The following is a 21633-nucleotide window of genomic DNA, read 5'->3' on the forward strand; positions in this document are numbered from 1 at the left end:
ACCCACGGCATCAGAGCCGCCCACTCGCTGAGGAATCCCTTCGCCAGCAGATTCCGATGGCGAGGTCCGCGCTCGAGCGGCCGTTCAGTGCCTGGCACCATCACTGGAGCCGGCGATCCCGGCAGCTACGGCCAAATCAAAATCCTGGTGAGAAAGATCGACCGGATGGCTAGGCTGCCCAGGTCCTTCACCACCGGAGGAACACGACGACGGCGTGTAGCTCAGCAGCAGAGCACCGGGCTTGGGACCTGGAGGGCGCAGGGGCAGCACCTGCCACGCCGGCCATGCCCGGGCCAGTCTCTCGCAGCAAGAGAGCGAAGCCGGCCCGGCACCACCCGAGCCGAGAGCGATCCGAGGAGGGGCAGTGGCCGACCGTTATGCGCAGAACCAGCTCGCTCGCGCCCTGGTGACGGCTGTCACGAACACCAGCGCGTCTGCACGTCAGGCCGCTGAGCGCAGGGTCCGGGCCTGGGTCTCGGCGCTGGACGGCATCCGGTCGGGCGCCGTCACCACGGGCTCCCGCACGCCGGTGGCCGGGATGCCGCCCTGGGTCACTCTCGAAGTTGTCCGAGGCGGATTCGCCACCGGGCGGGCGATGGCGTCCGGCCCTCTGGAGGCCGACGAACTGGCGCGCGCCCGCGCCCTGAACCTTCTGCCCGACCGGGCGGCCGTCTTCGCCTCCTACCTCACCGGCGAAGGGCTCGAAGAACTGCGCACCATGGTGGCCACCGGCGCCTATCAGGTGCGGATTCCGGAAGACGCTGTGCTGCTCGTCATCGGTCACCTGCTCACCCACGGAAACCTGGCCGCCGCACAGGAACTGCTCGGCAGCGTCCACCCACACATCGGCACCCTGCGCTTCATGCCCCGGGCCGCCGGCCCGCGCCGGACCGCACCCGGCCAGGTCAGCCGGCAGTCCGCCTCCCAGGTGGGCGAAGAGCTCCGGCTGACCCGCCCTCAGCCGCGGGTGGAGGCCCAGCGTGAGGCCGCGCAGGTCTGGCAGCCGCTGACCGACCGCTTCGTCGCGCTCTGGCTGTCGGCCGGGAACGACTGGGACGAGGCACATTCCGAGCTCGGTCATACCCTGCTGAACGACTACGAGCAGGCGCTCGAGTCGCATCGGCTCTGCTGGAAGAAGTCCCGTGTGGCGGGCGAGACCCTGCCCAGACTGGTGCGGGCCACGCAGGCCCGGCTGGAGCAGCGGATCACCGAGGACTGGCTGCGGAGCATCCGTGAGCTGCTGGCCGCGGTGGTCGCGAAGCGTGGCGAACCCGGCAGCGAAGCGCTGAGCGAGCTGCGCGCGGTGCAGGCCCGAATCATGCGTCAGCCCTCGCACGCCCGTCTGGCCCAGGTGGCGGCGGCGCGGTGCGCGCTGTTGCCCGCGGACGAGGGAGTCCCCGATGTCCGCGCCCTGCTGGAGCCGGTGACCGAGGACGAGGCAGCGGTTTTCGGCGTGCCCGCCGGTGCGGTCATGCCGACGTCCGTGGCCCGGAAGGTGCGTCTGGGCACGATCGGGTCGTTGGAGTCGCTGATCGCCGACGGGGTGATTCCCTCGGCCGAGGTGCTGGCCGAGCTGTTGCCCGCACTGACCGGGCTACAGGTGGCGGCGGCCTATCCGGATGCCGATCTGGGGCGGTTGATGGGCGCGGCCTACGAGGCGTTCCGGCGCCGCCGGTCGCTCCTGCTGCTGAATCTGGCGAAGCAGGTGCAGTTCGACGAGCTGCCCTGGGTGTTCGCGGTGCGGTCCTGCGCCGTGTCGTCGGGGGGCGAGCGGGCCACGGCGGTCGCCCGGCAGGTCGCCGGCGCCGCTGTCGATGCCTGGCCGGGCACACTGCTGCCGAACCCGCTGATCCAGGAACTCGCCACGCTCTACCAAGCCGGAGGTGAATCGCTGCCGCTGGTGCCGGAAGTGGCGGCGGACATCTTCGAAAGGCGTTTCTCGCCGAGGTTCTCGGCGGCGGCGCTGGAGGCGGGAACGTTGCTGCGGGGCACGCTTTACGAGCGTTACTACCACCTCGACTTCGCCCGCCTGATCGAGGCAGACGATGTGGCAACGGCTTTCGACGACATGTGCCGCGCGGCCGCGCCGTCCACCATTGGCAGGTCGGTGGCCCGCAACGGGATGATGATCGAGCATCAGCAGCTGCTCACCACCCAGAACCTGGCCGTGCTGTTCGGCCGGGGCGGGGTGCTGCCGCAGCGGGCGCTGCCCGATCTGGCGGTGGCGGCGGCCCGGCACTGCGACGGCCTGCTGCGACTGGCCCAGCACCGGCCGCGACCCTTGGCCACGGTGAAAGATGCTGCCTACGCGTGGCGTCAGGCGGTCTTCTTCCTGACGCTGGCCGGGGAGCGGGAGCACCTGGCCGGTTTCGTGGAGGCGCTGACACCGGAGGCCCGCTGGCCGATGACGGAGGTGCTCGACGGCCTGCGCGCCGCGGCGGCCGGGGAGTGCTCCCCCGGCCGGCCGCTGCTGGGCTGGACCGTCACACCGCACTGGGCGGTACGGCGCGCGGCGTAGGTCGTCGCGCGAGCGGGCGAGGACTACTCCTCGGCGAGGGCGGTCTCCAGCACCTGGAGCACCTCGTCGAGGTAGTCGGTCCACTCCTTGTCGTCGGGCAGGAACGCGGACAGCAGCCAGCCGCCCAGTGCGAAACCGGTGGTGGCCACATCGCCCGGATTCATCACCTCGAGCACCGACTGCTCGCTCAGCGCCGCCGCCATGTAGGTGCCGGCCAGCTCGGCCGAGACCTCCGACCAGTCCTCCTGGGTCTCGGCGAAGTCCTCGGCCAGATCGGCGATCTCGTCGAGCTCGGGCAGCGAGCCCTCGTGGATGTCTTGCAGGATGATCGAATTGACGTTGATGGTGAGCTGGAACGCGTTGATGGTGAAGTCGTCGCCCCGGTCCACGACGGACTCGATCGCCGCGTAGAAGCGGTCCGGTTCCTCGGCCACGGATGCCGCGAAGCCTTCGCGAACGGCGATCTCCACGGTGTCGTCGATCTTCATCGGCTGTCTCCCAGGCTGGTGCGGCGAGTTATGACTCCACAGACCCTAGCTCCCGGAGCACTGCCTGAATCGCCGGACTGGCATGGGCACTTCGCCGCCAGGCCGCGAAGATCTCCCGTTTCGGGGCCCGGCGCAGCACCCGCGACATCAGGTCCTCGCGCAACGGCGGCCGGGCCAGGCGGGGGATCAGGGCGATCACGTCGCCGGAGGCGACCAGCGACAGCTGCGTGCTGAAATCGTCGATCAGGTGCCGGACGTCGGGGTCCTCCGGCGCGTTGCCGAACAGTCGCCGGAACCACTGGTGGCACACGGTGCCGGGCGGGCTCGTCACCCAGGCGTGCCCGACCAGGTCGGCGCCGGTCAGGGGACGCTCGACGGCGGCCAGGGGATGGCTGCGGCTGTGCACCACATCGCCGACGTCGGTGTGGATGTGCCGTTGAAGCATGGACGGCGGAAGAGCGACCGGCAGTCCGTCGGCGTCGTGGATCAGGGCCAGGTCGGCGGTGCCGGCCTCCACGCTGTGCAGCGCCTGTTCCGGATCCTGCTCACTGATGTGCAGCCGCAGGTCCGGGTAGCGGGCCGACAGCTCCGCCACCGTGGGGGCGAGCAGGCCGCGTACCGCGGTGGAGAACGAGACGACGCGCAGCGTGCCACGCGGCGCACCGTCCGCGACCGAACGGGCGGCCTCGGCGCAGTGCTCCAGGGCCTGGAACACCTCGGGCGCGGAGTCGACCACGGCCTGCCCGGCCGGGGTGAGCACCACGCCGCGCCCGGCGGGCGCCAGCACCGGCACACCCACCTCCCGCTCCAGGCGTTTGATCTGCTGAGACACGGCCGAGGCGGTGAAACCGAGCTCGTCGGCGGCGCGCGCCAGCGTGCCGAGAGCGGCCACGGATCGCAGTGCACGCAGTGCGGCTACATCGATCATCAAGCCAGATTACGCAGTACCGCCAAGAAACCATCGCTGGACCGGAAGGATGACAGGCGCGAGGATCGACTCATGACCGTCGCGCAGACCCCTGCTGACCTGCTTTTCGGCTCCAACCTCGTGGCCATGGTGACCCCGATGAAGCCGGACGGGTCGATCAGCGAGTCCGGGGTCGAGCGCCTCGTGGACCGCCTGCTGGGCACGGGCTGCGACGGAATCGTGGTGAACGGCACCACCGGAGAGTCGGCGACCCTGACCGACACCGAGGCCATCCACCTGATCCGCACGGTCAAGGCGCAGGTGAAGGGCCGCGCGTCGGTGATCGCCGGCGTCGGCACCTACAGCACCGCCACCAGCATCCAGCGGGCCCGGGAGGCCGAGGCCGCAGGGGCGGACGCCCTGCTGCTGGTCACCCCCTACTACAACCGCCCGACCCAGGCCGGCGTGGTGGCCCACTGCACGGCGGTGGCCGACGCCACCGAGCTGCCCGTGATGCTGTACGACGTCCCGGCGCGTACCGGTCTGGCTCTTTCGCCGTCCACCATCACCGAACTTGCCCGGCACCAGCGGATCCGCGCGATCAAGGACGCGAAGGGCGACCTGTTCGAGGCGATGTCGCTGATGCGCAGCACCGGCCTGGCGTATTACAGCGGTATCGACGAACTCAACCTGCCCTACCTGGCCAGCGGCGCCACCGGTGTGGTCAGTGTCGTGGGCAACCTGGTGGCCGACCGCAATGCCGAGCTGATCCGGGCGGTGCGCAAGAGCGACATCGACCGGGCACAGGAGGTCGCGGCCTCGCTGATCCCCCTGACCGACGCCGTCATGCGGACCTCGTCGGGCGCCATCATGGCCAAGGCCGCGCTGGCCGAGCTCGGCGTGATCGAGCACGCCGCCGTGCGGCTGCCGCTGCTGGAGTCGCCGGCCGAGGACTTGGCCAAGCTGCGCACGGCCCTCGCGACGACGGCCGTCCCGATCGGCTGAGACCTCAGTGCCCCGGCCGGAACGGGGCCAGGGCGTCCACCCCGTCGACCGGCCCGCTGACCACGATCTCGGCCGTGCTGGCCGCCACCACGTCGGCGCAGCGCAGCCGGAAGCGCGGGCCGTCGGGCAGGTAGGGAACGAAGTTCGGGGTCGCGGCGGCGAACACGATCTGCGACAGACCGGCCCAGACCAGGCCGGCCGTGCACATCGGGCACGGCTCACCGCTGGCGATCATGATGCCACCCGCCACCTGGCCGGAACGCCCTGCGCGACGGGCATTCTCCAGCGCCTCGAGTTCGGCGTGCGCCCGCAGGTCGCCGGTGGTGACGACGCCGTTCAGCCCTTCGGCGAGCACCTCTCCGTGCGGGTCGAGCAGGACCGCCCCGAACGGGTGGTCACCCCTGCGGCGGGCCGTGCCGGCCAGCTCGACGGCCCGCAGGACCAGCGGCCGGAACCTGAGGACGGTCCCGGTGTGGTCGGATTCGGCGACGTCCACGTCCATGACCGTCAAGGTAGCGCCGGGCCGCCGAGCTCGGTGGCCACCACACCCACCCGGGGCCGAGTTTCGGTCCCGGTGTCGTGACCGGTGCCGCGAATCACCTGAATCCGGACGCCCGGATCGGGCCTGGCCGCCTACCGTTCCGGGTATGAAGCTGCTCTCGGTGAACATCGGCCACCCCCGGCGCAACCACTGGCGCACCGCCGAGCTGACCGGCATCGACAAGCGTCCCGTGACCGGCCCGGTGGCGGTGACCTCGCCCGGCCCGATGGGGGACGGGTCGGTCGGGCTGGCCGGGGACCGCGTCTACGACGTGGGCAATCACGGCGGCACCGACCAGGCGGTGTACGCCTATGCCCGGGAGGACCTGGACCACTGGGAGGGTGTGCTCGGCCGGACGCTGCCGAACGGCGTCTTCGGCGAGAACCTGACCACCGAGGGGCTGGACGTCAACGAGGCCCTGATCGGGGAACGCTGGCGGGTCGGGCCGGAGGTGGTGCTGGAGGTCACCCGTCCCCGCATCCCGTGCTCCACCTTCCAGGGCTGGCTGGACCGCCAGGGCTGGATGAAGGAGTTCACCGGGGCGGCCCTGCCCGGGCCGTACTTCCGCGTGATCACGCCGGGGGAGTTCCGTGCGGGGGACGACGTGGAGGTGATCGCCCGCCCCGATCACGATGTCAGCGTGGCCCTGACCTTCCGCGCCCTGACCCTGGAACCGGCCCTGCTGCCCCGCCTGCTGGAGGCGGAGGCCCTGGCCGGCGCGGTGCGGGAGCGGGTGGTGCGCCGGCTCGCCGGGCGCACCGGATGACGATCGGCGGAACAACGGGACGGCGACGAGCTCGTGACGAGTCGGCGCCGTCCCGGAAATTCCTGTCAGTCGGGGCGTTTCACATAGATCCGATGACCCTTCGGCCCGGTCCACTCCAGGCGCACCACGCCGGGCACGGCGGCGTCGTCGACCCGTGAGGCGTTGGAGTAGTAGCCACCGGCCGGGTTCAGGAAGAACGTGCCCCAGAGCCGGCCGAGGTGGTCGGTGAAGAAGTTGTTGTGCCCGATACCCACGCCGGCCGTGTAACGCTCCGAGTAGGGACCCTCGAACGAGTCCGACACCGCGACCACCGTGTCGTACTGGTACTGCTTGTGCCCGCTGCGGTCGGCCTCGTCGTAGGAGTAGCGCGGGCTGCCGTCGGCGTCGAGCGAGGTCCAGTCCCAGGCGGCCAGCAGCAGGTAGTACTTCTTCTCGTGCCGGAACACGTAGGCGCCCTCGAGGTAAGGCTCTGACCCCCAGGGTTTCTCGTCGAACTTCTGGAGCGGCTCGATGTCTTCGAGGTCGGCCGTGAACCGGGCGTAGAGGTGGTTGTGCAGTACCAGCCAGGCCTTCTTGCCCTCGGAGTAGAAACCGCCGTCGATGTGGAAGTACACCGACGGGTCGATCCAGTCCGGGCCGCCGACGATGTCGCCGAAGGGCTTCTCCAGATTGCCTTTCGCCACCCGGTAGGGGCCCTCGACGCCACCCTCGCTGATCAGCAGGAAGGTGCCGACCTTCTTGGAGTGGTCGCCCATGCATGCCACGATGTACCACTTGCCCTGGAAGTAGTGAACTTCCGGGGCCCAGGCGTTGCCCCGCTTGCCGAACTGGCCGTCGTCCTCCCACCACTCCTGCCACGGCGCGACCACCGTGCGGTCGGTGGTGTTCTCGGTGACGAACTCCGGCGACCAGACCTTGCCCCGATCGGCGTCGGGGCGGATCTTGCTGGTGTCGGCCAGTTTCCACGGGCCGTCCAGTGACCGTGCGGTCCAGACGAAGATGCCGTCGTTGTAGGGGCCGGGGCCGGGCAGGCCCTCGGCATTGGTGGTGCCGGTCGCGACATAGAGCGGCCTGCCGTCCACCTCGAAGCAGTTCACGTAGGTGTCGCGCATCCAGACCCGGCCGAGTGCCTCGTCGCGAGGCCTCAGTTCGAGGTCGAGCAGGTGCGAGTTGTCGTCGCGCGGCCAGAGCTCCGGACGTGGGTCGGCGCGGCCGTACGGAGCCGGATCGGGCCAGTTGGCAGGGTATCTGCCGGTGGCCGAACCGGAACCAGTGGCCAGAACCGGGGCCGTGGCTGAGGCGCCGGCCGGTGCGGCCGTTCCCAGGCCCACCGCTCCGGCTCCCAGGGCTCCGCCGGCTCCGGCCAGCAGAGCACGCCGGCCCATCCTCGGCCCGTCGTGAGCATCGGTCATCGTCGAGCGACCTCCTTCGCCGGACGGGACCACTCTGCCCCGTCTGTGACGAAGCTATGTCAGACCCTCAGCTTTTGCAACGATGGAAATCGGGGACGACGGAACGTGGGTTCCGTCGTCCCCGATCGACTCAGGCCATCTGCATCGAGCGGATCGAGTTGCCCATCACGATTCTGCCGAAAGCAGTTTCGGCTCCCTGGCCGGGCTCGGAGGCGGCGCCGAGGGTGAGCAGGAGGGGCACGAAGTGGTCGGCGGTGGGATGGGCGACCCGAACGCCGGGAGCCTTGGCCCGGTAGTCGACCAGCGAGTCCACGTCGCCGCGGGCCATCGCGTCCACGGCCCAGGCGTCGAAGGCCTGGTTGTGCCCGATCAGGCCGGGATCGCGGAACACCGCGAAGCTGTGCGTCATGAAGCCCGAGCCGATGACGAGAATGCCTTCCTGGCGCAGCTTTCGCAGACGCTCGCCGAGCCGCAACAGGGCCGCCGGATCGAGACTGGGCATGCTGAGCTGGATCACCGGCACGTCGGCGGCCGGGAACATGGCCATCATCGGGATGAAAGCGCCGTGATCCAGCCCGCGGTCGACGAACTGGTGCAGCGGTGTGGTGTCGGCCAGTGTGCCCGCCACCTGGTGGGACAGCCAGGTGGCGTCGGGGGACCGGTATTTCAGCGTGTAGTAGCGCGGGTGGAAACCGCCGAAGTCGTAGTACAACTCGGTGCCTTCGGCCGATCCGGAGATCGCCAGCGGGGCGTTCTCCCAGTGCGCCGAGACCACCACGATGCCGCGCGGTTTCGGCATGGACCGGCCCCAGGCGTACAGGTCGCGCAGCCAGTCCGGGTCGTCGAGGGTCGGCGGCGCGCCGTGGCTGACGAACAGTGAGGGCATCGGCCCGTCCGAGGGCTCCCAGCGACGTCGGGCCCGGGCCTCGGGCAGCACGTCGGCCAGCAGGGCGGCGTACGCGCCGGCCGGCACCTTCGGGTTGAACGGGTCTGACACTGCGGGCTCCAGCGGGACGGGGGCGAGTCGGTCTTCCAGCAAAGCAACTTGAAGAATCAAGTATTCCACTCTTGACGTGTGCCCGTCCCGGGCGGCAGGCTGAGATCAGCTTCGCGTGCCGATGACGGACTGCGTCAGGCATGGAGGGGCCGAACCTTAAGGTATTCCTTGCCTTTTGATCCTTCGACCATCGACCTGGTGCCGGCCGCGGCCGGGTTCGCCGGTCCACGTCCCGCCGTTCTGGTGTTCCCGGGCGGCGCCTATCGCTTCCACGCCCCGCACGAAGGGCTCGGGATCGCGCACTGGCTGGCGTCGATCGGCGTGCACGCCTTCCACTTCCGCTATCCGTTCCCGTCCGCTGTCGACTGGCCCGGGCCCCTGGTGGCGGCCCGGCAGGCCCTCGACCAGGTGCGGGCCGGCGGTCACGGCCTGGCCGTCGGCCCGGTGGGCGTGTTCGGGGCCAGCGCCGGTGGGCACCTGGCCGGGCTGCTCGCCGCCGGTGCGGTGCTGAGTCTGGACGAACCGGGAATCCGGCCACCGACACCGGATTTCAGCATCCTGGCCTACGCGGTGGCGGATCTGGCGCTGCTGCCCGACGCCCCGGTCGCGGCGATGACGAACAACCGGCTGCACCTGCGTCGCGAGTTCTCGCCGGCCGCCCACATCACCGCCGCGACGGGACCGGTGTTCGCCTGGTGCGCCCTCGACGACCCGCCCGGCCTGCCGAACACGCTGGAGCTCGCCCGGGTCTGCGCCGCTTCGGGTGTCAGCTGCGAGGTGCACGTCTTCCCCGAGGGGTGGCACGGCCTCGGCCTGGCGGACGGGGTTTCGTGGGGCCCGGCGCCGGAGGGGGAGCGGATGCCACCCCTGACCGCGATCCCGCACACCGCCACCTGGACCGGTCTGTGCGAGCGCTGGCTCTACCAGGTGGCGACGGTCGCGCGGAAGTGACTGGCACCCGGTCGGCTCTACGTCGCCCTGCCGCACCTGCCTAGCCTGGAGTCGTGGAACTGCGCAGGGTGACCGGGCATGAACTGGTACCGCACACCTGGGTACCGGTGATGCCGCGTCTGGAGGTGGTCACGGCAACCCGCTCGATCCGGGACGACTGCGTGGAGGGCCACCGATTCGCCGACCGGGCGGGCGAATCCGGCGAGCCGACCTGGGTGCACTACGACCCCAGGGTGTGGGTGACCACCGCGGACCACCCGCACACCGACCCGTTCGGCACCCCCCTGGCCTGGCCTGAATGACGCCTGGATGACGCCGGAACGACGCCGGACGATTTCGGGAGGCGGCCGTTGCGGTGCGGAGTGATCAAACCGTCACCGCTCGTGCCCGGGCATCACCCAGGTCGCTGCTCTAGGCTTCCCGGGCATGAGTGAGTCGTCACCGAGCATCGAGCAGATCGAGCAGGCGATCGCGGTTCTGGGAGCCGTGCGTCCGGAGGATCTGGACCCGAACTTCGTGTACCGCCTGCGGGCGTGGCACGAGCAGGAAGTGCTGCGGCTGGAGGTCAAGCAGAAGGCCCAGGGCTACGACTGGTTCGCCGAACTGAATTGACCGGCGGTCCGGTGAGGACGGCGACGAGCTGCTGAACAGGCTCTTCGCCGTCCTCAATTTCTTTGTCAGTACAGCTCTTCCAGCACCTGCTGCGGCACCACGACCGGCCAGAAGGCGTCCCAGTCGCGCCGCTCCACCCGCCAGAGGTACTCGACCCGGTACACCCACCGGTACTCGGCGCAGACGATCAGGCCGGTGAGCACGAGCACCCCGCCGACCACCAGCAGACCCACCAGGAAAGCCGTCGCCACGTCGGCCATCGAAGCAGTCCGCGGCCCGCTACCGGCTCATGCCCGGCCCGCCGCGAGTCTTCCGATGTGCGGCAATGAGCACCGAAACGGCCCCGTCCGGACGAGTCCGGGCGGGGCCGCCGTCATGGGTGGCTCACTCGTAGCTGATGTCCGAGTCGTCGTAGACGCAGTAGGTGCCGTCGGCGCCCGAACCGGTCTTCTCCGGTTCGTCACCGTCGTCGTTGCCGGTGTACCTGTCGCAGATCGAGATGTCCGCGTCGTCGTCGCCCACGATCGTGATGTTCGAGAGCGTGGCCCTGTCGCCGTAGTTCGTGTTGATGCCGACGAGCGTCTTGCCCGGGGCGATCACGGTGACGTCGGAAATGTTGACCGTGCGCTGGTACTGGCTGGAGCAGTTGCCGCACGAGCGGTAGAGCTTGCCGAAGTCGTCCACCTCGAAGTCCGAGATGTTCATCGTGCCCGGGCCGTTGTGCTGGAACACCTTGTCCGAGGCACCCCGCGCCCCGCCGCCGGTGACGGTCATGACCTGGCCGGAGATGGTGCCCTTCTGGGTGGCCGCGTCCTCTCCCACATCGAGCCACCAGACGTTCTCGATGGTGCAGGTGCCGTAGCAGTGGATGCCGTCGGCGGCGGGCGAGCCGATGATCACGTTCTTGATCGTGCCGCCGTCGGCGACCTCGAACAACGGGTCCTGGCCCTCTTCCTGGCCGCCGTCGCTCACCCCGGAATACTGCTGGAGATCGCCGTCGAAAGTGCCACTGACCTGAATGGTCTCGTCCACCTCGACCTCGCCGGTGGCGGTCGGCCAGGTCGCCGTGGCAGCCGTGGACGTCGTGGTGGTGTCGTCGGCCTCCGTCGCCGAGGCCAGGGACGCCCCCGCGATCAGGCCGGCCAGGGCCAGGGCCGCCGCGGAGAAGGCCGCGGTGCGCCGGGCCCGTCGTGAGGTGAGGAAGTGCTTGCGCTGGGACTGCACGTCGATCCTTTCGTCGGGGTCACCGCCAGGGGATGACCCGCCCGAATCGGGACGCGTGCCAGGCTGCTGGTCCGAACCCCACGCGGACCTGTTCGGACCCGTAAGTTCCGGTGAAGACAGCAAACGGACAGAAAAGGGCCCCTGGGATGGGTGGGGCAGGGCAAGAAAAAGCCTCCCCCGGCTCCGACCAGCCGGGGGAGGCGAATGAGGGGTCCCGCCTGGGAGGGGGCAGGCGGGACCGGGCTGCTCAGGGCACCGTCATGGAGGAAGCGACGCCCCGAGCAGGAATTGATGCGGCTTCGTGGCCGACGGAACCGCATCGCCTCAGCGCTCAGTCGGTTAAGCGGGCACAAAGGTTGCCCACGTTTCTGAGAAGTTTTTCGAGGACGGCGACCGGCTTCGGCCGATCGCCGCCCTCGACGGAGAACCCGCAGGTCAGCTGGATGCCGCGGTGGCGGCCAGCAGGTGCACCGGCCCCCGGCCGCTCTCCAGTGTGATCGTCGTCTCGCCGGAGTGCGACGGGATCTGGACGGTCACCGCGTACCCGGCGGCCGAGTCGCCCAGCGTGGTGGTCTGGGCCTTGAGGTCCTGCCCGCTCACGCTCACGTTCATCGCGTTGCCGGTGTAGAGCGTCACGGTGCTCGCGGCCGACGAGGCCATCACCTTCACCGTGGCGCCGTCGGTCTGGAGCCAGCGCGTGGTGCCGTCGCGGTCCTGCTCGGGCGCACCCCCGGTCCAGGAGAGCTTGAACGGCCCGTCCACGCTCTGACCCGACTCCGGAGCGGTGAAGCTGATCAGGGGAGAAGCCAGAGCGGTCTTCTTCTGGATCGTCTTCAGGTCGTTCCGGGTGCCGATGGCCAGCCAGTCCTCGTCGGCGTCACCCAGCGAGAGTGCCTGACCCGCCGTCAGTTCCGAGACCGAGGTGATGGCCTGGGTGGAGGATCCGGTGGACGACGAGCCGGTCTTGGCGTCGGTGGTGCGCGAGCCGTCGGACGTGGAGCCGGAGCCCGGCTCGTCCGTGCTGCCGGCCTTGGACCCGGACTTCGAGGTGGCCACGTCGTCGGGCGTGGAGTTCTTCTGGTCCTTGTCGTCGGGCGTGGTTCCGCTCGGCGACGGGGTCTGCGACGTGGTGTCGGCCGTCGGGGTCTCGAAGGCCGGGATGTTGACCGGCAGCTTGGAAGGCGTGGTCTCGGAGGCCGGCGCCATCTGCGAGGCCGCCACCGTCACCCCGCCCCCGACCAGCAGCGCGGCCACGGCCGACAGGAGCACCGGGCGCTTGCGCGGCGCCGCCTCCACCCGTCGGCGCAGCGGCACCACTTTCGGGCGCTGGTCGTCCATACGCCGACGGATCGCGGCCACGTCGGGCTCATGATCCGCGCCTAGGGCCCTCAAGGCCTGGAGCAGTTCATCCTCGGGCACGGATCACGCCTCCTTCCTGGCGGTTCGGGCCGATCTGCTGCTGCCGGCGGCAGCGGCCAGATGGCCTGGTTCCAGCTGTTTGCGCAGCTGGGCGAGTCCTTTCGAGGTCTGGCTCTTGACCGTGCCCAGACTGATCCCCAGTGTCCGGGCCACTTCCTCCTCGGGCAGATCGAGCACGTGGCGCATGACCACGCACGCTCTCCGCCCGGCGGGCAGCGCAAGTACCGCGGCTTGCAGGTCGACCGCGCCGACGATGTCCGGCGAGTGGTAGAACCACTTGGTCAGCGGGGCCATCAGCCGATGTCGCTGACGGTCGCGGACCGCGGTTCGTACTCGCTCGACCGACAGGTTCACCACGATCTTGCGCACGTAGGCGAGCGGGCTGTCCGCCGCCTGTACGCGATCCCAGTGTTCCCATGCCGACGCCAAGGCCTCACCGACCACGTCGTCGGACTCGGCCCGGTTACCGGTCATCGAGTAGGCCAGCCGGGCCAGCTCACGGTGATGACGACGGAAGAAGTCCTCGAACTCGGTCCTTGCGCCGGGACCGAGTCGGGCCGGGCTTCCCGCCGCCCTGGGTCTGCTCATCCGTGGAGCCGTCTCCTTGTCCTTGTCAGAGCCCGTACGAAAGGCGGCCGAATGCCCGCGGCTGCCTTCCGTACGTGCGTTGAGTCGCGTGGGGGCGCCCAAAGGTTGCCCGCTCGACGAAGGAATTATGTTTTGCGGCTGATAAGCCCTTGCAACAGGGTCCGTGGGCCCGGGTCCGGTCTGGGAGGATCGCGCCCGTGGGGGAACCGGGGGAACGGGGCGAGGACGAGTTCGGGCGGGCCCGGCGCAGCGCGCGCGAGGCGGCCGGTGGCGCGCCCGTCGAGGGTCTGCTGGGTGTGCTCACCTACTTCCACCCGGACGGGCTCACCCCGGGGCTGCTGTCCCGCCTCCCGGGCCTGGAGGGGGCCGTGGAGGCTCTGGTCCGGTCCGGCGCGGTGCGGCGGGACCCGGTCAGCGGCGCGGTCCGCATCCCGCCCCGCAGCGCCCGGGCCGTTCGTGACCAGGACATCGCCGACGGCACCACGGTGAGCCGGCTCGACGGACTGGCCGGGGTGATCTCCGGGATGCTCGACCTGAGGGCCGTGGAACCGGACGGGCGGAGCACCGTGCGCCCGGCCGCGCTGGAACTCGCCCGGCACGCGCTGACGCTGTGGAACCGCTCGCTGGAGGCCGCGGCCGGCGGCCAGGACGGTGCGGTGGAACCGGCCGGCCGGGCGGCCGTGCAGGCCGTGACGCACCTGGAGACGGCCGGCGAGCCGGAGCGGGCTGTGGAGGTGGCGGGTGACGTGCTGGCCGGCTGTCGCCGGGTGCTCGGCGACGCGCACCCGGTCACCCTGCTCGCGGCCGGGCGGCTCGGCGCGCTGCTGCTGTCCGCGGGCCGGCTCACCCGGGCGGCCGACCTGCTCGCCCCGGTGCTCGAGGCCCGGTCCGACCCGCGCGACCTGGCCCGGCCCGAGCTGATCGCGCTCACCCACGACCTGGCCTTCGCCCGGGCCGCCGCCGGGCAGGTGGCCGAGGCGATCCCGTTGTACGAGAAGGCCTTTGCCGCGAGCTGCGCGCTGCACGGCGACGGGCACCCGGCCAGCCTGACCGTTCTCGGCAATCTGGCCGAGGGCTACCGGGCCACCGGCGACTACGGCCGGGCGGTGCCGTTGCTGCGGCAGGTGCTCGAGGAGCGGCAGCAGGTTCTGGGCGACGATCACCCCGACACCCTGACCGCGGCGAACAACCTGGTCGGCGCGTACAGCGACCTGGACGGCACGGCGATCCCGGTGAGCGTGTTCGAGAAGATCCACGTCAGCCGGGCCCGGGTGCTCGGCCCCGATCACCCGAGCACGCTGATCTCGCAGAGCAACCTGGCCAGCGCCCACCAGCGGGCCGGCAACCTGCCCGTCGCCATCGCCCTGATGAAGCAGGTGCTGCGGCTGCGCAGGGGCACGCTCGGCGCGGACCACCCCGACACCCTCACGGTGATGAGCAATCTCGGTGCCGCCTACGCCGACGCCGGGAAAACCCTTCGCGGGTACCGGCTCTGCCGCAAGGTGGTGGCCGGGCGCAGTGCCGCGCTGGGGGTCAGGCACCCGGACACGCTGCTGGCGATGAACAATCTGGCCCAGGCCCATCTGGCGGTCGGCCGGGTGAAGGCGGCCCTGGCCCTGCACGCCCGGGTGCTGAACGACCGGCACACCCTGCTCGGCGGCGACCACCTCGACACCCTGGCCTCGATGAACAATCTGGCCTCCGCGCTGAACCGGGCCGACCACCCGGCCGATGCGCTGCCGTTGCACGCGAACGCCCTGGCCGGTCGCCGTCGCATCCTCGGGCCGGTGCATCCGGACACCCTGATCTCGCTGAACAACCTGGCCTTCACCTACCAGGGGCTGGGTGAGACCGAAACCGCGCGAGGCCTTTTCGAGGACGCGCTGGACGCCGCCCGGCGCACGCTCGGGCCGGGACACGCGATCACCCGGCGCTGCGAGACCAATCTGAGGCAGTTGTCAGGGCAACGAAATTGAGGACGACGAGGAGCCTGTGGCAGGCTCCTCGTCGTCCTCAATTCTCGCGACGGACGGATCAGCGGGTGACGGTGACACCCACGGCGCCGGACGCGCTGCGGGCGTGCTCGGCATCGCCCTGGTACACGAAACGGAAGCTGCCGGAACGCTTCGCGCTGACCGTGGTGGACACGGAGTCGCCCTCGCCCTGTACCGTGCGAACGGTGTGGAAGGTGCTCGCACCGGTCGCACGGAACTGGAGTTTGACCGCTGTGGCTAAGGGCTGGTTGGTTCCGGTGTCCCAGTCGGCGGCGGTGAGGCGGCCGGTCAGCGTGACCTGACCGCCCTGGGTGACCTCGGTGTGCGAGGCGGCGAAGCTGGTGCCCCAGCCGGTGCGGCGCAGCAGCTCCAGGCTCTTGGTCGCGTTGTCGCGGCCGCTGGACTTCTTGGTGCAGTTGCCGTCGTCGTCGCACTCGTACGAGGTGTCGTCGTCACGGTTGTTGCCGTTGGCGTCGTCGAACGCGTACACGTACGCGTTCTGCACCCCGGCCATGTCGTTGCCCTTGAACTGGCCGGTGCCGATGACGTTCAGCGTGGTGGTGCCGTCGGGGCAGGTGAGCGAGGCCGGGCCGGTGTAGGTGTAGGTGCAGGCGCCGAACCAGCCGACGTGACTGGTGGGGTAGAGCTCGCCGGTCACCGCCCACCTCACCTGGTGGTCGGCGTCGTCGCAGTCGGTGCTCACGGAGAACCGCACCGATTTGGGTTTGATGCCGAGAACGACCTTCTGCGGGCCGAATCCGGTGATCGAGCAGTCGTCACCGTCGGCGGCGGCCTGGTTCACCGCCTTGGCGATCTTGTCGAGCGGTTTCGGTGTGCTCGACGTGGTGGCGGCGCCGGCGGGTGCGGCGAGGCCGATCGCGGCCACCGTGGCGGCCCCGAGGGCGATGATGAACGGTCGAGTTCGCATGCGTGGTCCCAGTCGGAAGACGACGTCTGGCCAGGACATCATCGCCCACATCGCCGGTATGGCGCGCGCACCGGGCCGATCCGGTGCCGACTTGCTGAAACTTAAGATGCGTTTGGGGAATTGATTAACAGGTGGGGTGATCGGGTGGTCATTGCGCGTGACTTCTCCGCAGGTGCGGGGCTGAACTGGTGGACGACGCCGGGCCGTGCCGACCCGGCGTCGTCCACCGGTGTGTCAGCCCACCAGTGCCTGGCCGGTGAACTCGCCCTCGGCGCACCCCGGGGGCACCACGAAGGCGGCCGAGCCGACATGGGTGACCCAGGTGTTCATGGCGTCGGACTCGGCCAGGCGCTGCTGCACGGGCACGAAGGCCTTCGCCGCATCTGCCTGGTAGGCGGCGAAAAGCAGCCCGCAGTCCGGATTTCCGTCGACGTCCGGACCGTCGTCGTAGCTGAAGCCGCGACGCAGCATGCGCTCGGCGTCGGTGCGGGCCGTGGCTCGCACCACGTGCGCCTCGGCCGCCACCACCGGCAGGCCCTGGGCGTCGACCGCCGTGGTGTCCGGGTCGTCGGTCTCCGAGCCGCCGGTGACCGGGCTGCCGTCGGACAGCCGCCGGGCGGTGGCCATCTCCTTGGCCGGGCGGCCCAGGTCGTCCCAGGTGTCGACGTCCATCCGGATCCGCCGGAACACCAGCATACTGCCGCCTTTCAGCCAGTCCGGGCCGGACGACCAGACGGTGGAGCCGAACTCGGCGGTGTCGGCCGACGGGTTGGCCGTGCCGTCGCGCTGCCCCATCAGGTTGCGGGGCGTGGTGCCGTCCGGCTCGCTGCCCCGCGCCGGGTTGAAACCGGTCTGGCACCAGCGCACCGTGGCCAGATCACGCGCGTCCCGCACCAGCCGGCGCAGGGCGTACGACAACGGGATCGCGTCGTCGGCGCACACCTGCACCATCAGGTCCCCGCCGGACCAGCGCTCCTGGAGCCGGTCGGTGGCGAAGGCCGGCAGCTCACGGATCACCTCGGGGCAGTCGTCGCCCCGGCCCACGGCGTCGAACAGGCCGGGACCGAACCCGAAGGTCACGGTCAGCCGCGAGGGCAGGGCCGGCAGCTCCGGGTCACCGGCCGCCAGCGGCACGGTGCCCTGGGTCAGCCGGGCGGCGTCGTCGGTGAGCAGCCGCAGCAGCCTGCGCACGTGATCGGCGTCCGCGCCGGGCCTCAGGTCGAGGGCCAGGAACCGGGCATGGGCCTGGGCCGCGGTCTCGATGCCCGCCTGGTGCTCCCCGTGGAAGGGCACGGTCTGCGCGCCCTTCCACGGATCCACCACGGCCGCGACCCCGGGTGACGACAGCGCCAGAGCCCCGGCCGCGCCGGCCAGACCGCCACCGGCCAGGGTGGCGCCGCCCCCGAGCAGGAGACGGCGCCGGCTCAGCCCGGTGGACGGTTCGGAGGGTTCGGAGGGAGGCAGGCTCACTCCATACCTTCCATGTCGTCGTCGTACTTCTCCTCGCCGGCCGTGGTCTTCTTGGCCAGGGCGGTGAACTCCTCGGTCGAGCCGTCTTCCAGGGTGAGCCGCACGGTCACCTCGTCGCCGGCCTCGATCGGCTTCTCCAGGTTCATCACCATCAGGTGGTCGCCACCGGGCGCGAGCTCGTGCGTGCCGCCGGCCGCCACGGTGAAGCCACCCTTCTTCTCCTGCATCACCATCTCGCCGTCCACCATGGCCATTTCGTGCAGCTGGGTGGTGTCGGACGCCGAGGTCTTGGCCGACTCGACCACCACGTCCGCGGTGCCGGTGTTGCTGAGCGTACCGAACACGGCGGTCATCCCGGCCTCGGTGTCGGCGGTCTTCACCCACGGGTCCTCGATGGTGAGGCTGTCGGCCGCGGTGCTGCCGACCTCACCTCCCACCACCTGGGCGTCGTCGGCGGCGCCGGCGGTGTCGGCCGAGCCGCCGGAGCAGGCGGTCAGCAGGGCCGTCGCGCTGAGGGCGGTGGCGGCGAGAAGGATGCGAAAAGGGCTGTTCTCGGGCATGACTGAGGAACTCCTCGTGCAGAGCGGGCTGATCCTGATGGATCGCTGAAAGGTCAGGCGAAGACTGCGATGGCCTGGGGCGGCCCGCGTCGCCAGACGGCTCCGACGAGGTGTTCGGCACGTGGCAGGGGCACCGTGCGCGGCCGGGAGCGGCGCGGACGGGTGCTGGTGGGGTAGGTGCGGAAGCGGCCCGGCAGTGCCGGCAGCATCCACGAAAGCATGCGCCAGACCGCGGTTTCGCCCCGGCTGAGCAGCAGCCCGAGCAGGGCGGCCGCAGTCAGGTGAGCGACGGTCATGAGCGGTGAGGCGCTGCTCATGGCCATCGCCGTGTCGCCGTGGCAGACCAGGCCGGCCCCGACACCGGTGCCGACGCCGACGCCGCTGTGCCCGGGATGCCCGGCGTGCGAGGACGTCTGGACGCACGCCGCCGGGCCAAGCAGGCCGAACAGCCGGTGCAGCCCGGCCTGGACGGCGATCATGGTGAGGCCGACCGCCAGCGGGCCGCGCAGCCGGCCGGCCGCGAGCGACGCCACCGGGGCGAGGAACAGCCCCAGGACGACGAGCACCAGGGTGCTGGGGGACGAGCCGCCGCCCAGCACGTGGGCGGCGGCGGAGAGCGCGACGGCGCAGGCCGAGAACAGGCCGCCGCGGAACACGCGGAGCTTGCCCTGGACGAGCTGTCGCTCGGCGGCCCGCGCACTCACCCGCCCAGGATAGCCAGTGCCTTTCGGGTGTGGTTCAGGCGGCGTCGGTGCCGAGGATGTCGGTGGCCGCGTGCGGCAGGGCCACGCCGTCCACCAAAATCGCCGCGCCCGAGCTGTTTCGGGTGCGTAGCGGCAGGATGGCCTGGTATCCGGGGGAGTCGTACCACGCTCTTGCGGCGGTGAGGTCGGGGAACGAGATCACCACCACGTGCCCCGGCCAGGACTCCTCCAGCTCGTGCACGCGCGCGCCGTGCACCAGGAACTGCCCGCCGTGCGGTTCCAGAGTGCCGTCGATCCGGTGCAGGTACTCCACGACCTCGTCATTCATGTCGACCCGGAGGAAATGGGCGATGGCATATGCAGTCATGCCGGCAAACTTAGGTCAGGCTCTCCTCCGCCGGCCATGACCTCTCAGGTCATATTGGCTCTGAACTGCGGCGATGCCAGGAGGGAAAGCATTACCTCAATTCTGTGAGGTAAGCATTGCCTGGCTTTTCTTGAATTGCGCCCGGGGTTTATTTCTGGTGCTATTTGGTGAACGGATTCATCATCAGGAAAGAGGATCAGCGATGCCCACGATGCCCGCGGTGAGTGAGTGTTCGGTCGACGGTTGCGGCTACAACCACGACGGCTGCCACGCCTTCGCCATCACGGTGGCCGGCAACGACGGCAGTGCCGACTGCGGCACGTTCATCCCGCTCGCCCGCAAGGGCGGCCTGGACAAGGTGGTGGCCCAGGTCGGGGCCTGCCAGCGGGCCGACTGCTCGTTCAACAGCAACCTGGAGTGTTCCGCCACCGACGTCCGCATCGGGGCGGGTGCGGGCAGCGCCGGTGCCAACTGCCTGACCTACCAGCCGGCCTGACCAGCTCGGCGGCATCCGGCACGTCGGGTGCGCACGCTCTCGGGGCGACTTCGCGGGTTCATACCGCGTGGTCGCCCCGCTGTCGTTCGAGCCTGGGGGGAAACCTCGTGACCTGAGGCCGGCGGCCTCGGGGTAACGGCCGGAAATCGGGTCCGCCGAGTGGGTCCCGGCGGCCCGGCGTTCGGCCCATGTAGCCCCGATGACTGCGCTCTGTAAGCGACATCAGCCCGTGTTTCCCGGTTCCGGGGGCGCGGGCTGCTTGCCTCTCGCCCGGATCCGGACGTTTTGCCACCCTGGTTTCCCGGATCTCGCCGGATTTGTCGGCGAACGGAAACCGTTGTGCTCGAACCGCTTCCCCGTCGTCACCGAATTGGGGGACGAGTGGCGGCTGTGGCCTGCGGGGCGACATCGGATATCTGCTCACAGGTTTTGGGCGGATGCGCCGACGAGGTGAAAGCGACTACTCTCCATGCTCGAAAGAACACGATCCGTGTTTGGGTCGGATCGGCGGAGGCTGGGGAGGAGGGGGCATGACGCTCCTGCACGGCGGAGGTGCCCAGGGGGCGGGGCGGTGGGACGGCGAGGAACAGAGCGCGCCCTGCACCGGTTCCGGCCCCGTCCTGCGCTCTCTCCTGCCCCGGACGGTCGATGCGGAGCCGGGCCCGGAGGGCGTCAGGGATCTGAGCACCGACATCGGGCTGGTGGTGCGCGGCGGATCGTTCACCGAGGGGGACGACAGCATTGAGCACGCCGAACAGCCCGCGCCTGGTTCCGGCGACGGCATCGCCGCGGCCCCGGGTGACGTCTCCTGGGCCGAGATGGTGAGCGGGCGTTCCGAGGGGCCACGTCCACCGCGCCCCGCGCCGCGTCTCCAGATGCGCGGTAAGCAGCTCGACGTCTTCAGCCGTCTCCAGAAGCGGGACGCGGCGGCGGCCGGGCCGGGATCCGCCGGCGATGCGACGAACCGGAGCCCGGAGCCGTCCGACGGCCGGGAGCCCGGACAGGGCGGGGGCCCGATGTCCCAGGAGATGTCCCAGGAAGTGGCTCCGGGGTCGTCCCGGCGGGTGCGGCAGGAGGCGCCCGCGGGGCGTGCGGTGCAGCCGCACGAGGTTCCGGCCACCCCCGATCTGGCCGTGGGATATGCCGAGTCGTATGTGGATTCGTCGGCCGACGTGCTGGACGTGGCCGGTGAGTTCCGGCATGGCGCCGAGGCTCCGGCGACCACACCGATCGCCGAGCTGCCGATCGCCGAGCTGCCGATCGCGGAGCTGCCCGTCGTCGAAGACGCGCTCACCCTCGACGTGGCCCTGCACCGGATCGCCGAGGCCGGGCCGACCGCGGCCGACGTGCTCGAGGAGCTGGTGCGTGACGCCGGCCTGCTGATGGACGCGCCCACCCGGATCGCGACGGTCGTCGGTGACCAGCTGGTGTGGACGGCCGCTTACGGTGACGACGGGCTCGTGCTCGGGTCGCAGGTGCGGCTGGAGCAGACCGCCTGCGGTGCGGCCTGGGGCACGGCGCTGATCCAGCACGTGGCCTCACCGAAGGCCCGGGCGCGGGACGAGGGCGTGCCGTTCGCGGCGAGCTCCGCGGAGCTGACCACCGAGTGCTGCGGCGGGATCGCCGCGGTGCTGGCGGTGCCGTTGCTGCGCGCCGCGCCCGCCGTCAGTGGACGGCACGCGAGCA

At 70.5% G+C, this 21633-nt stretch carries 22 protein-coding genes and 1 tRNA gene; 9 read left to right on the forward strand and 14 right to left on the reverse strand.

Features of this window, described 5'->3' with window-relative positions:
• The first annotated feature begins 210 nt into the window (after positions 1-210).
• Positions 211-285 (forward strand) — tRNA-Pro (locus KIH74_RS28880).
• A gap of 79 nt (positions 286-364) precedes the next feature.
• Positions 365-2518, forward strand: a complete 2154-nt coding sequence (locus tag KIH74_RS28885) for an amino acid adenylation domain-containing protein (protein WP_214159537.1) — start codon at positions 365-367, stop codon at positions 2516-2518.
• Positions 2519-2541: 23 nt separating this feature from the next.
• Here the strand turns inward: KIH74_RS28885 and KIH74_RS28890 are convergent, their stop codons facing one another.
• Together KIH74_RS28890 and KIH74_RS28895 are read right to left on the reverse strand one after the other, a co-directional pair.
• Positions 2542-3006: a hypothetical protein gene (locus KIH74_RS28890; RefSeq protein ID WP_214159538.1), complete on the reverse strand. Its 465-nt coding sequence runs from the start codon at positions 3004-3006 to the stop codon at positions 2542-2544.
• A gap of 28 nt (positions 3007-3034) precedes the next feature.
• Positions 3035-3934 carry a LysR family transcriptional regulator gene (locus tag KIH74_RS28895; protein ID WP_214159539.1) on the reverse strand — a complete coding sequence of 300 codons (900 nt, stop codon included), beginning with the start codon at positions 3932-3934 and terminating at the stop codon, positions 3035-3037.
• Between the two features lie 72 nt (positions 3935-4006).
• On the opposite strand from KIH74_RS28895, the gene dapA reads away from it, so the two are divergent.
• On the forward strand, positions 4007-4918 hold the full coding sequence (gene dapA / locus KIH74_RS28900) for a 4-hydroxy-tetrahydrodipicolinate synthase (RefSeq protein WP_214159540.1): 912 nt from the start codon (positions 4007-4009) through the stop codon (positions 4916-4918).
• Between the two features lie 4 nt (positions 4919-4922).
• Here dapA and KIH74_RS28905 read toward each other — a convergent pair whose 3' ends face one another.
• Positions 4923-5420 carry a nucleoside deaminase gene (locus KIH74_RS28905; protein WP_214159541.1) on the reverse strand — a complete coding sequence of 166 codons (498 nt, stop codon included), beginning with the start codon at positions 5418-5420 and terminating at the stop codon, positions 4923-4925.
• Between the two features lie 145 nt (positions 5421-5565).
• Here KIH74_RS28905 and KIH74_RS28910 point away from each other — a divergent pair, with 145 nt between their 5' ends.
• Complete coding sequence (locus KIH74_RS28910) at positions 5566-6225, forward strand: MOSC domain-containing protein (protein WP_214159542.1); 660 nt, start codon at positions 5566-5568, stop codon at positions 6223-6225.
• Positions 6226-6290: 65 nt separating this feature from the next.
• Here KIH74_RS28910 and KIH74_RS28915 read toward each other — a convergent pair whose 3' ends face one another.
• On the reverse strand, positions 6291-7637 hold the full coding sequence (locus KIH74_RS28915) for a family 43 glycosylhydrolase (protein ID WP_214159543.1): 1347 nt from the start codon (positions 7635-7637) through the stop codon (positions 6291-6293).
• 130 nt (positions 7638-7767) lie between these two features.
• The gene (locus KIH74_RS28920; RefSeq protein WP_214159544.1) at positions 7768-8634 is read right to left on the reverse strand and encodes a DODA-type extradiol aromatic ring-opening family dioxygenase; all 867 of its coding nucleotides are present in this window, start codon (positions 8632-8634) and stop codon (positions 7768-7770) included.
• A gap of 168 nt (positions 8635-8802) precedes the next feature.
• Here KIH74_RS28920 and KIH74_RS28925 point away from each other — a divergent pair, with 168 nt between their 5' ends.
• The 3 genes from KIH74_RS28925 to KIH74_RS28935 all read left to right on the forward strand — a co-directional run bounded on the left by KIH74_RS28925 (position 8803) and on the right by KIH74_RS28935 (position 10197).
• A complete protein-coding gene (locus tag KIH74_RS28925; RefSeq protein ID WP_214159545.1) occupies positions 8803-9585 on the forward strand; it encodes an alpha/beta hydrolase in 783 nt (260 codons plus the stop codon).
• A gap of 53 nt (positions 9586-9638) precedes the next feature.
• Complete coding sequence (locus KIH74_RS28930; RefSeq protein ID WP_214159546.1) at positions 9639-9887, forward strand: hypothetical protein; 249 nt, start codon at positions 9639-9641, stop codon at positions 9885-9887.
• Between the two features lie 124 nt (positions 9888-10011).
• A complete protein-coding gene (locus tag KIH74_RS28935) occupies positions 10012-10197 on the forward strand; it encodes a hypothetical protein (protein WP_214159547.1) in 186 nt (61 codons plus the stop codon).
• 65 nt (positions 10198-10262) lie between these two features.
• Here KIH74_RS28935 and KIH74_RS28940 read toward each other — a convergent pair whose 3' ends face one another.
• The 4 genes from KIH74_RS28940 to KIH74_RS28955 form a co-directional block, all read right to left on the reverse strand.
• Positions 10263-10457, reverse strand: a complete 195-nt coding sequence (locus tag KIH74_RS28940; protein WP_214159548.1) for a hypothetical protein — start codon at positions 10455-10457, stop codon at positions 10263-10265.
• 124 nt (positions 10458-10581) lie between these two features.
• Positions 10582-11421: a pectate lyase gene (locus KIH74_RS28945; protein WP_214159549.1), complete on the reverse strand. Its 840-nt coding sequence runs from the start codon at positions 11419-11421 to the stop codon at positions 10582-10584.
• Between the two features lie 435 nt (positions 11422-11856).
• Entirely contained in the window at positions 11857-12840 is a 984-nt protein-coding gene (locus KIH74_RS28950) for a superantigen-like protein SSL4 (protein WP_214159550.1), read from the reverse strand.
• A 3-nt stretch (positions 12841-12843) separates the two neighbouring features.
• The gene (locus KIH74_RS28955) at positions 12844-13428 is read right to left on the reverse strand and encodes a SigE family RNA polymerase sigma factor (RefSeq protein ID WP_214159551.1); all 585 of its coding nucleotides are present in this window, start codon (positions 13426-13428) and stop codon (positions 12844-12846) included.
• A gap of 197 nt (positions 13429-13625) precedes the next feature.
• Between KIH74_RS28955 and KIH74_RS28960 the strand changes: the two genes are divergently transcribed.
• Positions 13626-15404, forward strand: coding sequence for a tetratricopeptide repeat protein (locus tag KIH74_RS28960; protein WP_214159552.1), 1779 nt, complete (start codon positions 13626-13628; stop codon positions 15402-15404).
• A 58-nt stretch (positions 15405-15462) separates the two neighbouring features.
• Here KIH74_RS28960 and KIH74_RS28965 read toward each other — a convergent pair whose 3' ends face one another.
• From KIH74_RS28965 to KIH74_RS28985, 5 genes are all read right to left on the reverse strand, one after another.
• The gene (locus KIH74_RS28965) at positions 15463-16350 is read right to left on the reverse strand and encodes a hypothetical protein (protein ID WP_214159553.1); all 888 of its coding nucleotides are present in this window, start codon (positions 16348-16350) and stop codon (positions 15463-15465) included.
• A 234-nt stretch (positions 16351-16584) separates the two neighbouring features.
• Positions 16585-17820 carry a Dyp-type peroxidase gene (locus KIH74_RS28970; RefSeq protein WP_308114030.1) on the reverse strand — a complete coding sequence of 412 codons (1236 nt, stop codon included), beginning with the start codon at positions 17818-17820 and terminating at the stop codon, positions 16585-16587.
• Positions 17817-18380: a copper chaperone PCu(A)C gene (locus KIH74_RS28975; RefSeq protein WP_214159554.1), complete on the reverse strand. Its 564-nt coding sequence runs from the start codon at positions 18378-18380 to the stop codon at positions 17817-17819. Before KIH74_RS28975 ends, KIH74_RS28970 begins: the two co-directional genes overlap by 4 nt.
• A gap of 53 nt (positions 18381-18433) precedes the next feature.
• A complete protein-coding gene (locus KIH74_RS28980) occupies positions 18434-19084 on the reverse strand; it encodes a hypothetical protein (protein ID WP_214159555.1) in 651 nt (216 codons plus the stop codon).
• Between the two features lie 34 nt (positions 19085-19118).
• Entirely contained in the window at positions 19119-19451 is a 333-nt protein-coding gene (locus KIH74_RS28985; RefSeq protein WP_214159556.1) for a DUF1330 domain-containing protein, read from the reverse strand.
• A gap of 202 nt (positions 19452-19653) precedes the next feature.
• On the opposite strand from KIH74_RS28985, the gene KIH74_RS28990 reads away from it, so the two are divergent.
• Positions 19654-19947, forward strand: a complete 294-nt coding sequence (locus tag KIH74_RS28990; RefSeq protein WP_214159557.1) for a DUF1540 domain-containing protein — start codon at positions 19654-19656, stop codon at positions 19945-19947.
• Positions 19948-21633: the final 1686 nt, after the last annotated feature.

This window comes from Kineosporia corallincola (genome assembly GCF_018499875.1).
In the GTDB taxonomy this organism is placed as follows: domain Bacteria; phylum Actinomycetota; class Actinomycetes; order Actinomycetales; family Kineosporiaceae; genus Kineosporia; species Kineosporia corallincola.

Excerpts from the sequence above, each read along its gene's own strand:
- KIH74_RS28965 (WP_214159553.1), bottom strand. The coding sequence starts at position 16,350 with ATGCGAACTCGACCGTTCATCATCGCCCTCGGGGCCGCCACGGTGGCC.
- KIH74_RS28910 (WP_214159542.1), top strand. The coding sequence starts at position 5,566 with ATGAAGCTGCTCTCGGTGAACATCGGCCACCCCCGGCGCAACCACTGG.
- KIH74_RS28905 (WP_214159541.1), bottom strand. The coding sequence starts at position 5,420 with ATGGACGTGGACGTCGCCGAATCCGACCACACCGGGACCGTCCTCAGG.
- KIH74_RS28975 (WP_214159554.1), bottom strand. The coding sequence starts at position 18,380 with ATGCCCGAGAACAGCCCTTTTCGCATCCTTCTCGCCGCCACCGCCCTC.
- KIH74_RS28895 (WP_214159539.1), bottom strand. The coding sequence starts at position 3,934 with ATGATCGATGTAGCCGCACTGCGTGCACTGCGATCCGTGGCCGCTCTC.
- KIH74_RS28990 (WP_214159557.1), top strand. The coding sequence starts at position 19,654 with ATGCCCACGATGCCCGCGGTGAGTGAGTGTTCGGTCGACGGTTGCGGC.
- KIH74_RS28940 (WP_214159548.1), bottom strand. The coding sequence starts at position 10,457 with ATGGCCGACGTGGCGACGGCTTTCCTGGTGGGTCTGCTGGTGGTCGGC.
- dapA (WP_214159540.1), top strand. The coding sequence starts at position 4,007 with ATGACCGTCGCGCAGACCCCTGCTGACCTGCTTTTCGGCTCCAACCTC.
- KIH74_RS28985 (WP_214159556.1), bottom strand. The coding sequence starts at position 19,451 with ATGACTGCATATGCCATCGCCCATTTCCTCCGGGTCGACATGAATGAC.
- KIH74_RS28915 (WP_214159543.1), bottom strand. The coding sequence starts at position 7,637 with ATGACCGATGCTCACGACGGGCCGAGGATGGGCCGGCGTGCTCTGCTG.
- KIH74_RS28890 (WP_214159538.1), bottom strand. The coding sequence starts at position 3,006 with ATGAAGATCGACGACACCGTGGAGATCGCCGTTCGCGAAGGCTTCGCG.
- KIH74_RS28935 (WP_214159547.1), top strand. The coding sequence starts at position 10,012 with ATGAGTGAGTCGTCACCGAGCATCGAGCAGATCGAGCAGGCGATCGCG.
- KIH74_RS28955 (WP_214159551.1), bottom strand. The coding sequence starts at position 13,428 with ATGAGCAGACCCAGGGCGGCGGGAAGCCCGGCCCGACTCGGTCCCGGC.